Annotated in this window: 11 protein-coding genes; 5 read left to right on the plus strand and 6 right to left on the minus strand. The window is 58.5% G+C overall.

What is annotated here, in order from left to right:
- Positions 1–249: 249 nt before the first annotated feature.
- Positions 250–1,197 (minus strand): SphA family protein, encoded by a 948-nt coding sequence (locus AWB65_RS32725; protein ID WP_200821860.1) that lies wholly within the window; start codon positions 1,195–1,197, stop codon positions 250–252.
- 267 nt (positions 1,198–1,464) lie between these two features.
- On the opposite strand from AWB65_RS32725, the gene AWB65_RS32730 reads away from it, so the two are divergent.
- On the plus strand, positions 1,465–2,421 hold the full coding sequence (locus AWB65_RS32730; protein WP_087670971.1) for a LysR family transcriptional regulator: 957 nt from the start codon (positions 1,465–1,467) through the stop codon (positions 2,419–2,421).
- A gap of 27 nt (positions 2,422–2,448) precedes the next feature.
- On the opposite strand, the gene AWB65_RS32735 is transcribed toward AWB65_RS32730, so the two are convergent.
- Positions 2,449–3,858 (minus strand): FAD-dependent oxidoreductase, encoded by a 1,410-nt coding sequence (locus AWB65_RS32735; protein WP_235007990.1) that lies wholly within the window; start codon positions 3,856–3,858, stop codon positions 2,449–2,451.
- A 205-nt stretch (positions 3,859–4,063) separates the two neighbouring features.
- On the opposite strand from AWB65_RS32735, the gene AWB65_RS32740 reads away from it, so the two are divergent.
- The 3 genes from AWB65_RS32740 to wrbA are packed head-to-tail and all read left to right on the plus strand — an operon-like array spanning position 4,064 to position 6,262.
- Positions 4,064–4,561 (plus strand): cupin domain-containing protein, encoded by a 498-nt coding sequence (locus AWB65_RS32740; protein WP_087670973.1) that lies wholly within the window; start codon positions 4,064–4,066, stop codon positions 4,559–4,561.
- Positions 4,562–4,594: 33 nt separating this feature from the next.
- Positions 4,595–5,581 carry a hydroxyquinol 1,2-dioxygenase gene (locus AWB65_RS32745; protein WP_087670974.1) on the plus strand — a complete coding sequence of 329 codons (987 nt, stop codon included), beginning with the start codon at positions 4,595–4,597 and terminating at the stop codon, positions 5,579–5,581.
- 48 nt (positions 5,582–5,629) lie between these two features.
- A complete protein-coding gene (wrbA, locus tag AWB65_RS32750; protein WP_087670975.1) occupies positions 5,630–6,262 on the plus strand; it encodes an NAD(P)H:quinone oxidoreductase in 633 nt (210 codons plus the stop codon).
- Positions 6,263–6,343: 81 nt separating this feature from the next.
- On the opposite strand, the gene AWB65_RS32755 is transcribed toward wrbA, so the two are convergent.
- The 4 genes from AWB65_RS32755 to AWB65_RS32770 all read right to left on the minus strand — a co-directional run bounded on the left by AWB65_RS32755 (position 6,344) and on the right by AWB65_RS32770 (position 12,230).
- Positions 6,344–6,658 (minus strand): ArsR/SmtB family transcription factor, encoded by a 315-nt coding sequence (locus tag AWB65_RS32755; RefSeq protein ID WP_087670976.1) that lies wholly within the window; start codon positions 6,656–6,658, stop codon positions 6,344–6,346.
- A 44-nt stretch (positions 6,659–6,702) separates the two neighbouring features.
- On the minus strand, positions 6,703–8,568 hold the full coding sequence (gene ilvB, locus AWB65_RS32760; RefSeq protein ID WP_087670977.1) for a biosynthetic-type acetolactate synthase large subunit: 1,866 nt from the start codon (positions 8,566–8,568) through the stop codon (positions 6,703–6,705).
- Between the two features lie 275 nt (positions 8,569–8,843).
- Positions 8,844–9,428, minus strand: coding sequence for an AraC family transcriptional regulator (locus tag AWB65_RS32765; RefSeq protein ID WP_087670978.1), 585 nt, complete (start codon positions 9,426–9,428; stop codon positions 8,844–8,846).
- A gap of 6 nt (positions 9,429–9,434) precedes the next feature.
- A complete protein-coding gene (locus AWB65_RS32770; RefSeq protein WP_087670979.1) occupies positions 9,435–12,230 on the minus strand; it encodes a 2-oxoglutarate dehydrogenase E1 component in 2,796 nt (931 codons plus the stop codon).
- 381 nt (positions 12,231–12,611) lie between these two features.
- On the opposite strand from AWB65_RS32770, the gene AWB65_RS32775 reads away from it, so the two are divergent.
- Complete coding sequence (locus AWB65_RS32775; protein WP_087670980.1) at positions 12,612–13,625, plus strand: GlxA family transcriptional regulator; 1,014 nt, start codon at positions 12,612–12,614, stop codon at positions 13,623–13,625.
- The last annotated feature ends 192 nt before the right edge of the window (positions 13,626–13,817 follow it).

Genomic DNA, 13,817 nt, shown 5'->3' on the forward strand with positions numbered 1-13,817 from the left:
GTCCGCAACCACCCTCCTCGCCTCTAACAATATCGCCTTGCAAATGGGAGGCGACCATATAAGAAATGTCGGGTTTTTACCCCGTGGCAACCTAGCGGTTGATCGTTCAGCGGAAGCCCAGTCATGTCACCGCACCCATCTGTGAATCTGACTATGCGCGAATGGGACAGACTGAAGGTTATCGAGGCTGAACGCCGGTTCTCCGGTGCCGAAGGTTTCGATGGCAGCGATCGAACAGTCACCGAGAGGTCAAAAATGGTGGACATAACGGGCGACGAATCGATTCCCTTCCGAACGGTTTCTCGCGCCTTGCTCAAAATACGCGTTCAGGAACAGGTGATCGTCCTTCGAGAAGCTGTACAGCATGCCCGGTCCAATCGCCCAAACACGCTCGCGCCGACCCGCCGCGTCGCTACCGTTTACCTTCGTGTCGCTGATCTGGTTGAACCAGTACGCGTTCGCGCCGAGCCGCAACGTAGGTGTGATCGTGTATTCAATCGCGAAGTTCGCATGCAACGCCTGGCCGGCCTGAGTGCTGGTCACCCCGGGCCCGAACGAAGCGTTCGGTTCGCTGTTCCTTGAGTTCCAAAGATAGTGGAACCGCACCGAAGCAGTCAGCTTTGGCGTGAGCCAAAAGGTGCCTGCCCAGTAAGGATTGATCGACCAGAAGTGGTTGCCGGGACTCACCGCATTGTTGTGATCGTAAGAACCGGTAGGTGCGCTGACGTCAAGCTCGAAGCGGTGCGAAAACATCGGCCCATTCGGTCCGACATACGGCCCGAATTGCAGCAACGGTCCAAAGATCACGTCACCGACGCCGCTCTGCCCCTTGAGTACCGCATTGTTCAAACCGTCATCGATATCGTGTCCCAGCATAGCGGGAAGAAGCAAATCGAAGCCAGGATTTCCGCCGAGGAATCTGGTCGGTGAAAGATAGAGAAACTGAGTCACGCTGGATACCATATCGACCTTCTGCCTGGGCAACGGAAGCTTGTTGCCGTTGTTGTCGTTGAGCCGATCCGCAGCGTAATACTGGAGATATTCCTCGATATAGAGACCCGGGCCAGCGGGCGGCGCGCCATCGAGATAACTGGTCAGACCCAGATTGACCTGAGGCTCGTCATAACCAAGCGCGTTAGCGGCCGAGATCACGCCAATCGTCGCGCTTATCAAGCGGCAATACGGTTCCCACTTCACGAATATCTCCTATGTCGAGTTCTTCATTTGCTTTGGGTTGCTGCCTTTTACGCCTCGATCCGCATCGCATGCGATAGCGCGCGTCGCGCGGACAAGAGCGCGGTTTACGAAGGGAATTCCTTGGAGGCAGAGCGGTTGATCCATCGAGCGTCCACCCCGATGACTTCGCGCCGGACGCCCTTTCAGCTATGGCATTCTTGAGGAATAAAACTTACTATCCGAGCGTCGGAGACCGAACGACGCTCTACAACAAAATGGAGACGGCCAGTGGACATCTACTTGAGTATCGAGGCGTTCGTCCGAGTTGCCGAGGCCGAGAGTTTTGCCAAGGCAGCGCAACAGCTTGGCGTTGCGAAGTCAGTAATCACGACGCGAGTTCAACAACTCGAAGAGCATCTCGGCGTGTCTCTGTTTCATCGCTCCAGCCGGGCCGTCAAACTTTCCGAAGTCGGCGTGTCCTACTACTCCGATTGCCACGACGTGATCGACCGGATGCAATCGATCTCACAGCGCTCGCGCGACACGTCAACCGCAATGACAGGCGTTTTGCGCATCGGCGTACTGAACGGCTTCGCACTCGAACATCTTCCCAAGGTGATAGCCGAATTCCATCGCTCCCATCCGAGCATTTCGTTTGACGTGATCGCAAACGATCATGTCGTCGATCCTGTACAGGAGGGATTCGATGTCGTGTTGCAGATCTTCCCGCCTGCCTCGGATTCGCTCATCGAACGGCGCCTCTTTCCGATGCGCGGCGTCTTTGTTGCATCGCGAGACTACCTGGACCGCGCGCCACCCACAGTTGAACCAAACGATCTGCGCGCGCACGCCTTTACGTGTTACCGCTACTATCCATGGGGCAACCGCTGGTCGTTTTATCAAGGCGAGAATCGCGCAGAGGCCACGCTCGCGCCCGTCTTGCGATCGAACAGCGTTCATATGCTTCTGGAGTTCGCCCGACTCGGCTTGGGCATCGCCTATATGCCTACGATGGTGGTCGCCCGTGATCTGCTTTCCGGACGGCTCGTTCGTGTGCTCGACGACTACACCACCGACACGCCCTTCTTCTCTGCCGTCTATCCCACCTCGCATCGTTCGACAGCCAAGGTAAAACTTTTCCTCGACATTTTGTCGGCGCAATTTCCCATGAATCCGGAATGGGATCGTGCGCTTGGACTGATTGAAACGAAGGGCGAAGGCAACCAGAGCGGCGCTGCGACGTGACAAGGCATGCAGCGCCGCTCTCGCATGCTATGCGGCCAATCGCTGCGGTTCGGCAAAACGCCGGCCATTGAGTCGCTCGAAATCGTTCAGCATGCCTCGCATCTGCTCGCGGTCGGAACCGACCTTGATCAGCATCTCGGTGTCACGCGCGCGTTGTGCCGGATCACGTTCCTTCATCCAGGTGAAATTCGCCGTCGCAGTGGGCGACGTGAACTCAAGAAACACCTTACGGCGGTCGTTCGCATATTCATCGAGCACCGACATGGGCGCGCTCTCCTTTATCACGGCGACCAATGCTTCTCCGAGATGTTCCGCATCGAGCACACCGCCCGACAACCCCAGACCACCCATCGGATTCGTTGCGTGCGCTGCATCGCCGGCGAGAATGACGCGTCCCAATCTGAACTCGGCTGCGCATCGCTGGTGGACCCGATACGGGTTAAGGTGATCGACACGATATCGGTCGGGCGTCGGCGCACCAGGCAAGAGCCGTTTAAAGCGCTCCGGCAGACGCTGGCGCACCTCGGCCTCCGTCAAGGTCGGGTCCTCGCCGTAGCAAACACGCCAGATTCCCGATTGATCGAGTTGCACGACGACCGCCCAGTCCACCGGATCGTGCACGAAATTGGCTCTCGAATAACCGTGCAGGTTGAAGTCGTAATACACGTTGCTTGCGACCAACCGCTCCGGCCACGTAAAGCCGTCGAAAGTCGCGCCGATCTTTTCCCGAACCGTGCTGCGCGCGCCATCCGTTGCCGCGACGAAGCGGCAGCGCAACCGCGTTATGCCTCCTGGGCCGTTCGTCGCAATGGTGACGTAGCTCTCATCCTGATCGACGCTTTCGACGCGATGGTTCCATCGAATGTCCACGTTAGGTAGCGTTCGAAGGTGCGAGACGATGATGTTGGAGACGTGATTCTGACCGAGCAGCAACATGTACGGATAGGCCGTGTCGCTCGCAACAGCGTCCCACTTCATCATCGTGATCAGGCTTCCATCTCCATGCCGATACGCGAACTCAGGGCACCAGACCGCGCGTTGTCGAATGTCTTCGAGAAGCCCGAATCGATCGAGGGCAGCAGCGGTCGGCGGCATGTAAGCGACAGCTCGCGGTGAAGCCGAAACGCCGGCTTCTGCTTCGAGCACCACCACCCGGATGCCCGCCCGGCCGAGCTTCAATGCTGTCAGGAGGCCGACCGGCCCTCCTCCGATGACGACCACTCCATCCACTGTTTCCATGCTTCGTCTCCTGATGATTTCGGTTCTGTGTCTGACCGGCCTTGCCCCAAACACATTTGCGACTTGAACGAGGGCCGGCGTTGACTGAAGAGTATCCAGCGCAATTCCGCTAAGCAATGAAAAGCCCGTTCGCGAATCCCGAACGGACTGGTTGGGCTTTTCAGCGGTAAAACGGGCGAAGCCCGTGGAAGGCGCCAATTGACGAACGCAAAACGGCGACATATGGAGCGGTTCAATTCGTCGTTCACGATCGTGGCGTTTGCGAACGCCGAACGCTGGCGGGTTGTTCGTCAGGATGACTCCGCTTATTCTGAATCGGCACCAGGATCAAGCCGACAGCGTGAGCGTCATGGCGCTGTCCGGTTGGTCGGGAACGTTGAACATCCATTAACCAGGAGACACCATGGACCACAAGACGACGTTCGCGTCGCTCGATCGGTTTGAAAAAGGCGGCGTGGAGATCATCGACGACGACGTGAAGCACTACGCGTTTTCGAATGTATTCGAGGTCGCGAGCAAGTCACTGTCTTACGAGAAGGTCGTCGTTGCGAAGAACATGCAATACGTGCTGGAAGCCGTGCGCGCAGAAGGCTTGTCGAACTGGTTCGCTGCTGCGCATGACGAGTTCGTCATTCTGCTCGACGGCGAACTCGAAGTCGATTTTGTAGCGCTCGAGAATCCGCAAGATATCGTGCCGCCGGCCAGCGCCGGAACGATCGCCATCGCGGGCGAGCCGCAAGGCGCCAGGATGGGGATGGTCAGACTTCAGCACGGGCACCAGGCGCTGTTGCCTGCGAATTCGGCATATCGCTTTCGCGCCATGCGTCCTGGCGTTCTGCTGATTCAAACCGTCGCCGGTTCGCTCTCGATCGAGAAATGGCGCGACATCTGTCTTCACTAACCAAGCGCCCATATTCCTTAGGAGACAAATTCCATGACTGATGTCAATGCCGTCCTGGCAAGCCCACCTGATGCAGTAACGGGCTATCGTGCGTTTCGGCTCGGCGAATTCGACCTGCGCCGAGACGCGTACTTCGTCACGATCGAATGGCCTGCGAATGAACAAAGGCGCACTCACAAGATCAAAGCCGACGACTTCATCCGCGCGATGATGCGCGACGTTGCCTGGGGCTTCTTCTATGGCTGGGTCAACTTCGATGACGTCATCGGCACGCGCAATCATTATGGTCGCGTCGACTTCTATGCGGGTGCGTTCAATGCGTCATATTCGCAAGCAGGCATCGACTACACCGAGCAGTTCGACACGCCGCTCATCATGGCGACGTTCAAGGCAATACTGAGCGACTGGGTCAACGAAGGGTTCGATCCGTTTGCCGCGCCGGAGGAAACCGGCTCCGCGTTCGGCTTCAAGAATGGGGACAACGATCAGGCGATCGAGCGGACCCGCATCGCGACCCGTCGCATGCCCGGACTCGAGGGCGATTCACCGCTGCGCGATGACATGCCTGTCAATCGGCACTTCGCGGATGTATCACAAGCGGATCCCGAAGTGTTTGCTGAACCAGGCTACGAAGGAAAGCTGCACGCGATCAGCCTGGTCAAGTATTTGTCGCGGTCGGATGTCACGTGGAATCCGTCGGTTACATCGGTGTGCAAGGAAAGCCTGTGTTGCCCGACGACCGAAGAGTTCGAACTGCCGGTGTTTCATGGCAACGACCGGGTGGAGTGGTTCATTCAACTCTCCGACCAGATCGTCTGGGATGTAGCCGACAAAAACACGGCCGCTCCGCGCGCCCGCGTGACCATGAAGGCTGGCGACGTCGCGGCCATGCCGGCTGACATCCGCCACAAAGGATATTCCGCCAAGCGTTCGATGTTGCTCGTTTGGGAGAACGTGACGCCCGATCTGCCCAAGCGGTATGAAAGTGGCCAACTCACCCCTTACCCCGTCGATTTCTAAAGACTCTGCTAACCAGTTCGGTTCAGCGATCTCATCTCGGAGAACATCATGGCGACGAAAATTCAGATTGTTTTTTATAGTTCATACGGCCACATCTACAAGATGGCCGAGGCGATTGCCGCCGGAGCGCGCGCGGCAGGCGACACTGAAGTGACCCTGTTGCAGGTCCCCGAACTCGTGCCCGAGGATGTCCTCGTGAAAAGCGGCATGAAGGGGTACCGCGCGGCGTTTTCGAGTATCCCCATCGCCACCCCGGATGCGCTCGCCGACGCCGACGCGATCATCTTCGGTACGCCAACGCGATTCGGCAACATGTGCTCGCAAATGCGCAACTTCCTCGACCAGACCGGCGGACTGTGGATGTCGGGCGGCCTGATTGGAAAGGTCGGGAGCGTGTTTACGAGTTCTGCGTCGCAGCACGGTGGACAGGAAACGACGATTACTAGCTTTCACACGACGCTTCTCCATCACGGAATGGTAATCGTGGGCGTGCCTTATTCGGAGCCGCGTCTCGTCAATATGAGTGAAGTGTCCGGTGGTACGCCGTATGGCGCTTCCACGCTGGCTGGCGCTGATGGCTCGCGTCAACCGAGCGAGAACGAACTGGCGATTGCGCGCTTTCAAGGGCAGCATGTCGCGTCGATCACGAAGCGTCTGGTCGCGCGGCCGAATCTGGCGTGAACGGGCCTAGCGCCGGATGACACCGGCGCTTTTTGTCCTCAACGCTTGTGTCTTGCCGGGGAGAGGGTCAGCGCACGAACCCTAAAGCTCCAAGCTGATCTGCCTTGCAAACGCACGGATCACATCTTCATTGCGCGACAGGAACGTCCATTGACCCAATCGAGTCGGAACGACGAGGCCTGCCTCGATCAAGGTAGCGACATGCACCGATACGGTCGATTGAGACAGGCCGCTGCGCGCGTGAATGGCGCTCGACGGCACGCCATAGCGAAAATCAGTTCGCTCCTGCACGAAGGCGTTATGTGACGTCTTGAGCCATGTCAAGACTTCACGCCGAAAGGGGCTCGCAAGAGCCTTATGAATGAGATTCGCATCGATCGTGAGATTCGCAAGCATCGTAGTATGCCTCGATAGAAGGGAGCCGCTCGACGCACGCCCCCTCAAAACATATCCGCAGGGCTTTGACGCGCTACGCTCGCACTCCCCGCTTCGCCCGCCAACCGGGACGGAATGAACGGGCCGGTGATCATGTTTGAGTAGCTTTGCCCAGGCCCTACCATCGGAAACACGTCCGCGTCCTGATCGACCATCACCTCCAGAAAAGCCGGCCCGTCGAATTCAACGAAGGCCTTGAGTGCGTCCCAGAGCTTGCTCCTTGCTTCGACTCGACGCGCGAACTCGAACCCGTCCGCTCGTGCCGCCAATACGAAATTCTTGCGATGCAGCGACTTGTCGCTCACGCACATCCGGCCGTCATAAAAGAGACGCTGCCACTGCCGGATCATCCCGTCGCCGAGATTGTTCAGCAGCAGCACTTTGACGGGAACGCCATACGTGCTCGCCGTCTCAAGCTCGCCGACGTTCATCCGGAGGCTGCCGTCGCCATCGATATCGATCACGAGCGCATCCGGGCGTGCCAGTTGTGCACCGATCGCCGCGGGCAATCCGAAGCCCATCGTGCCCATGCTTCCCGACGTGAGGAAGCTCCGAGGCTCGACGAAATCGAAGAACTGTGCCGCCCACATCTGATGCTGGCCGACACCCGTCGTGATGATCGCGCGTCCGCCGGTGATCTCGCTCAATTTTTCGATGACGAACTGCGGCTGGATCAGCGGGCTGTTCCGGTCGTAATTCATGCCGTAGCGCTGCTTCAGTTCCGTCACGCTCTTGAGCCACGCCTCAGACGCATAGGCAGCCGGCCCGAACTCCATCAATGACAGCAACGTAGACTTTGCATCGCCCACATGGGACCAGTGTGCCCGCTTGACCTTGTTGATCTCCGCCTCGTCGATGTCGATGTGCGCGACATGTCGCGCGCCCGGAGCGAATGCTTCAGGGCGGCCGCCGGCGACGCGGTCATCGAATCGGGCGCCCAGTGCAATCAGGAAGTCGCAGTCTTCGACCGCGTAGTTCGCGCAAGCGGTCCCATGCATGCCCAGCATGCCGAGCGACAGGTCATGTTTTGCGGGTAATGCGCCAAGACCCATGAGCGTGGTCACGACAGGAATGCGATAGCGCTCGCAAAAGCGGCGGAGTTCGCTCGTCGCGCCAGCCGCGATAACTCCGCCTCCAACATACAACAGCGGTCGTTTGCTTTGTCCAAGAAGAGCGAAGAATCCGGCACGCTTGTCTTCATCGAGATGAGCGCCCTTTGCCATCGATCGAAGCCGATCGGAATAGCCTCGAAACTTCAACGTGCCTTGTCCCTGATACGGTCCCATCCAGTTCTGAATGTCCTTCGGCACGTCCACGACGACCGGACCCGGACGCCCAGTGCGAGCGATTTCGAATGCGGTCCGCAGTGTCTGCTCCAGCTTCGCCGGATCGGTTACAAGGAAGACCTGCTTCGCGCACGCCGACATGATGTTGAAGACCGGCGCTTCCTGAAAGGCGTCGGTGCCGATCGCGGCACGAGGCACCTGTCCGCATATGAGAACCACGGGCACGGAATCACCGTTACAGTCAGCGATGGGCGTCACTGCATTGGTTGCGCCCGGGCCCGACGTCACCATGAATACGCCGACCTTTCCGCTCGCACGCGCATAGCCAGCAGCCATGAAGCCCGCGGCCTGCTCATTGGCCGGCACGACGAATTTCATCTGTCGCTCAGGGTTTGCCGCGTGCATTTCGTTGAAGCGAAATACAGCGTCGTAGGTCGGCAGGATTGCGCCGCCGCTATAGCCGAAGATCGTATCGACGCCCTGTTCGGCAAGCACGCGCAGAATGATGTCGGCGCCCGACATCCACTCGCCGGCATGCGCCGATTGAATGAAATCCTGTGAAGCTACGCTTGGGTTTTGAGTCATGGCTGTCTCGCAGGGATCGGGCGCTGACGGATCAGCGTCCAAAAGAAAAGGGCAGTCTCCCTTCCAATTCGAGAACAGCGTATGTTCGACACCAGCTTATAGACAATCGCTCCGACGGGTTCTCCGATCCTGGCCATGTCCACTTAAGCACGTTTGCTTGACGCGCTTCTGGAAGAATTGTGGGGGTGGTGCTATTTATTCTGCCGCTTAACACTGCTATCCGCCGTTCGATCGGGGTCGTTCACAGGCCAAAGTAGGCAGCATTCAGGCCATGCTCAGCTTTTTAGGCGGGGTTTCGACAGCGCCTTGGCGATGCTCCCGACGATGTCATCGCCAAGATCTTCCTTGACCAGTGCCAGGGCCAGATGGATGCCAGCATCCACACCACCGGACGAGTACAGATTGCGATCCTTCAGATAGCTTGTATGCGTCACGACGTGCGCCAGCGGATGTTCGGCGGCAAGACGTTGCGCATCGCGCCAGTGCGTAGTCAACCACCGATGGTCAGCAAGGCCGGCACGCGCGAGCAGAAACGCACCGTTGGACACCGACGCCAGCTTTCGCGCGTGGCGCCCGGCTCGACCCAGCCAATCGACGAGTTCGGGGTGTTCGAGCCCCGAGCCCACGACCGGCGATCCCGGGACGACGACAATATCGAACGGTGTGAGCACCTCGAACAGGCACTCCGTCGTGAGCACCGCCGTGCCGTTCGAGCACAACACAGGCCCGGGCGACGGACCGACGAGATGCTGTTCGTAGAACGCCCCGCCCCATAAGCGGTTAGCTTCATGGAACACATCCATCGGACCGCACACTTCGAGTAGCTGGAAGCCTGCGTACAACATCATCGCGACGCGCATGAGGCGTTACTCCGCGAATGCACTCGATACAAGCGCCGCCTGTCTCGCCACGTGCGCCGAGTGATATCCCGGTGCGGTCGATGCGGATGCGGCGGGCCCTGCGTAGGACAATGTCGAGTCAGAAGATAGGATCTCGCGCAACTGCGGCTCGACAAAACTCCATGCACCCTGATTGCGCGCCTCCTCCTGACACCAGACAAGCGTCTTCAGATTGGGATAGCGCGCGAGTCCGGCCGCAAGTTGCTGCGAAGGAAACGGGTACAACTGTTCGACGCGGATGATCGGTGTATCGGCGATGCCGTGTTTGCGGCGATGTTCGAGCAACTCGAAGTAGATCTTTCCCGACGTCAGGATGACTCGCTCGACGCTCGAAGTACGCGCCGCCTCGATCTGCGAATCGAGCAAAATTTCATGGAATGCTCCATGAGCCAATTCGTCGAGCCTGCTGACCGCTCCCGGATGCCGCAGCAATGACTTGGGCGACATCACGATCAGCGGACGGCGGTCGAAAGCAAGCGCCTGCATCCTCAGCAAGTGAAACAGTTGCGCGGGTGTCGTCGGTTGGGCGACGCGCATGTTGTCCTGAGCACTGAGCTGCAAGTAGCGCTCGAGCCGCGCCGACGCATGCTCCGGACCTTGCCCCTCCTGTCCATGAGGCAGCAGCAGCGTCAGCCCGCTCAACTGCCCCCACTTTGCGGCGCCCGCCGCGATGAACTGATCGATGACGACCTGTGCACCGTTCGCGAAGTCACCGAACTGCGCTTCCCACACCACGAGCGCGTTGCGGTTCACCGTCGAGTAGCCGTACTCGAAAGCCAGCACAGCCGCTTCGGAGAGAATGGAATTCGTCACCGTGAACCGGCCTTGCTTATCACCGATGTGATCGAGCGGTATGAGGACGCCGTCCGAGCGGCTCGCGCGCTTTTGGTTGTGCAGCACAGCGTGACGGTGATTGAATGTCCCTCTTGCACTGTCCTGTCCGCTCAATCGGACATCGATTCCCGCGCCTAGTAACGAGGCAAAGGCGAGGTGCTCACCCATGCCCCAATCGATCGGCTTCTCTCCTTTCGACATCTCGCGACGCGCGGCCATCATCTTGCTGACCAAAGGATGAAGTTCGTAACCGTCTGGAACGTTCGATACGTTTTGCGCGAGACGCAGCAGTTCCTCCGACGACGGAGGACTGTAGGGGCTTGTATCCGCATCGTGCAGCACCGGTATCTCCAAGCCCTCACCTTCATGAGCAGCCTCCAGACTGTCGCGCTGCGCCTTGACGTAGCCCTCAACCTGATCCGAAGTCACCGCGCCCTCCAGCATCAACTTTCGAGCGTACACGGTCCTCACGCCGGGATGCGCCGCGATCGCGCGATACATCAAAGGCTGTGTGATGCTGGGCGTGTCCTGTTCCTGATGTCCATACTTGCGGAAGCAGACCAGATCGATGACCACACTGCGCTGGAACTCCGTACGATAGTCGAGCGCGAGGCGCACGGCCATGGTGACCGCTTCGGGATCGTCACCGTTGACGTGCAAAACCGGCGCCTCGATCATCTTGGCGATATCCGTAGCGTAGAACGACGAGCGCGTATCGCGCGGGTCCGACGTCGTGAATCCAATCTGATTGTTGACCACGACGTGAACCGTTCCACCCGTGCCGTGCCCACGCGTATATGAAAGGCTCAATGTCTCCATTACGATGCCTTGACCGGCTATCGCAGCATCGCCATGAATCTCAACGGGCAGTACGCTGGCAGTGTTTCCCTCGCCGAAAGCTTCCGCCTTGGCGCGCGCCATTCCCTGCACGACAGGATTTACGATTTCCAGATGCGAAGGATTGAATGCAAGCACGACATCGACTGGGCCATCGTCAGTCTGCGTGATGCTGCTAAAGCCCTTGTGATATTTGACATCACCTTCCGGAAGTCGATCGGCGTCCTTGCCGTCGAATTCATTGAAAAGCGCATGCAAAGGCTTGCCCACGATGTTGACCAGCACGTTCAAGCGTCCGCGATGCGCCATGCCCATGACGACCGAGCGCACCTTCTTCGATGCCCCGTACCGGACAAGTTCGTCGAGCAGCACGATCAACGACTCACCGCCTTCCAGCGAGAAGCGTTTTTGTCCGACGTAGCGCGTGTGGAGGTATTTCTCCAGCCCTTCCGCGGCCGTCAGGCGATCGAGAATCCGGCTCTTACCCGCAATCGTAAGCGAAGGTTTCGCTCTCGTCGATTCGAGCCGCATTTGCCACCAGTTGCGCTCGCCCGCATTGGTCAGATGCATGAATTCGGCGCCGAGCGTACCCGTGTATGTCTGCTCCAGCGCCGAGACGATCTCCCGCAAGGTTGCGTCCTCGTCGAAGAGAAACGTGTCGGCCGTGCTGAACTTGGTCGACAGGTCCGCGGCCGTCAAGCCGTAGTACGTGTGCGTCAACTCGGCGAGAGCGCGCGGCGGTGTCCAGGCCAGCGGGTCGATGTTTGCCTTGCGCGTACCGATCATCCTGAATGCGGCGACAAGCGCCTGTACTGCAAGCTGCTTTCTGGCAAGGCCAAGACCGTTATCGACCTGCGCCATTGCGACGCGCGGCCGCTTCGCGAGTTCGATGAAGCTTGAGACAACGGGCGCGTGCGCTTCATCATCGCGCTCGCTTCCGTCGATGGCAGGAGTTTCGCGTAACGCATCGAAGTACGCGCGCCACTCATCCGTGACCGAAGCCGGGTCGGCCAGATAGAGTTCGTACTGCTCTTCCACATAGGGGGCATTCCCCCCGAACAAAAATGAACTTTCACTTTCCTGGATCAACATGATGATTACACCCTTCTCGTGTTTGCCGGTCCGAATTTCAGCCGTGACATGTGCCGGGCGGCCGCACCTGCGCCTGTTTTGCGCTCTCAGCCGTTCTTGATATCAAGTCTAGTAAGCGGACGTAGCAAGGGCGCGCAGATATAGGCCGATGTCAGGCCAAACGATTTGAGATTTGGGCCACGGCCTTTCTCGGTACTTCGGGTCTTGTTACACCGACGCAAAAGTCATTTACCCGCTACGCCGTCTGCGCTCATTGCCTTTTGAGCTAGACTGCGTCATCACTTGCTGCGGCGGTCTTTCGTGCTTATTCGAATGAATTCGACGAAACGCAGACCCGTGGTGTCAACGAAAGGGTGTTTCAAACTAAAGTAAGGTCACGGCATGAAAGTCGCCATTGTCATATTCGATGGTGTGCAGGCACTGGATGTTGCAGGCCCACTGGACGTTTTTGCGGAAGCAAATGCGAATCTCTCCGAGCGCCAGCGATATGAAGTCGCGCTTGTCGGGCGCCATGCCGGCACCGTGACCTGCTCGAACGGAATGCAGGTTTCCGTGCCCTTCGGCTACGCGGACTCCGACATTCAATATGACCTGTTGTTAGTGGCAGGAGGACCGCAGTTGCCCGATTCCCAACCGTCGAGCGAGTTCCTGACGTGGTTGCAAAATCAGGCGCAAGGCGCGACCCGCTTCGGCTCCGTTTGCAACGGTACGTTCCTGCTCGGGCACGCCGGGTTGATCGACGGCAAGGAAGTGACGACTCACTGGGCGGATGCCAGCCGCCTCGCTGACGAATTCCCGCAAGCATGCGTGCAGCCCGACAAGATATTCATTCGTGACGGGCATCTCTTTACTTCCGCCGGTGTGACATCGGGAATCGATCTGTGTCTTGCCCTCGTGGCGGAAGATTGGGGACACGAGTTGGCCGTGCGCATTGCGAAGCGACTGGTCGTCTATATTCAGCGCGAAGGCGGGCAGTCTCAGTACAGCCCTTACATCGGCGCTGGCAAGGACGAAGAGCCGATCATCAACAAGGTGCATCGGTACGTTACCGAGCACATAACCGACGCACTCTCCATCGAGCAATTAGCAAGCGCTGTCTCGGTAAGCCGACGGACCTTCTCAAGACTCTTTGCGAAGTATGCGAAGGTGACACCATCGGCATTCGTCGAACAGGTTCGCGTCGATACGGCGAGGAAACTGCTCGAGGACACAGATGCGCCCTTGAAGACCGTCGCATTCAAATGCGGCTTTCACAGCGCAACACAAATGCGAACGACGTTCTCCCGACGGTTGAATGTCACGCCCAAACAATATCGTCAACGATTTCGGGGCACCGTGGGTACGCAGGTTCGGGTGCTCGACGACGTCGATGTTGCTTCGGTGAGTCTTGCATAGATTCGATGGGCTCCTTCATCTTTGACTGACGCTAATTCACTTCCGGACATCCTTGAACCAAAATTGTCCGTCATTTTCTGCGGGATAAACCCGGGTATTCGCGCCGCATCGACGGCGGCGCGTGTCAAGGTACTTGTCGCCTCAGTCATGCAGCCAAAGGCTGTCTAAGTGTAGCGTGCGAGGCCATCGTGA

This window comes from Caballeronia humi (genome assembly GCF_001544475.1).
Lineage (GTDB): Bacteria > Pseudomonadota > Gammaproteobacteria > Burkholderiales > Burkholderiaceae > Caballeronia > Caballeronia humi.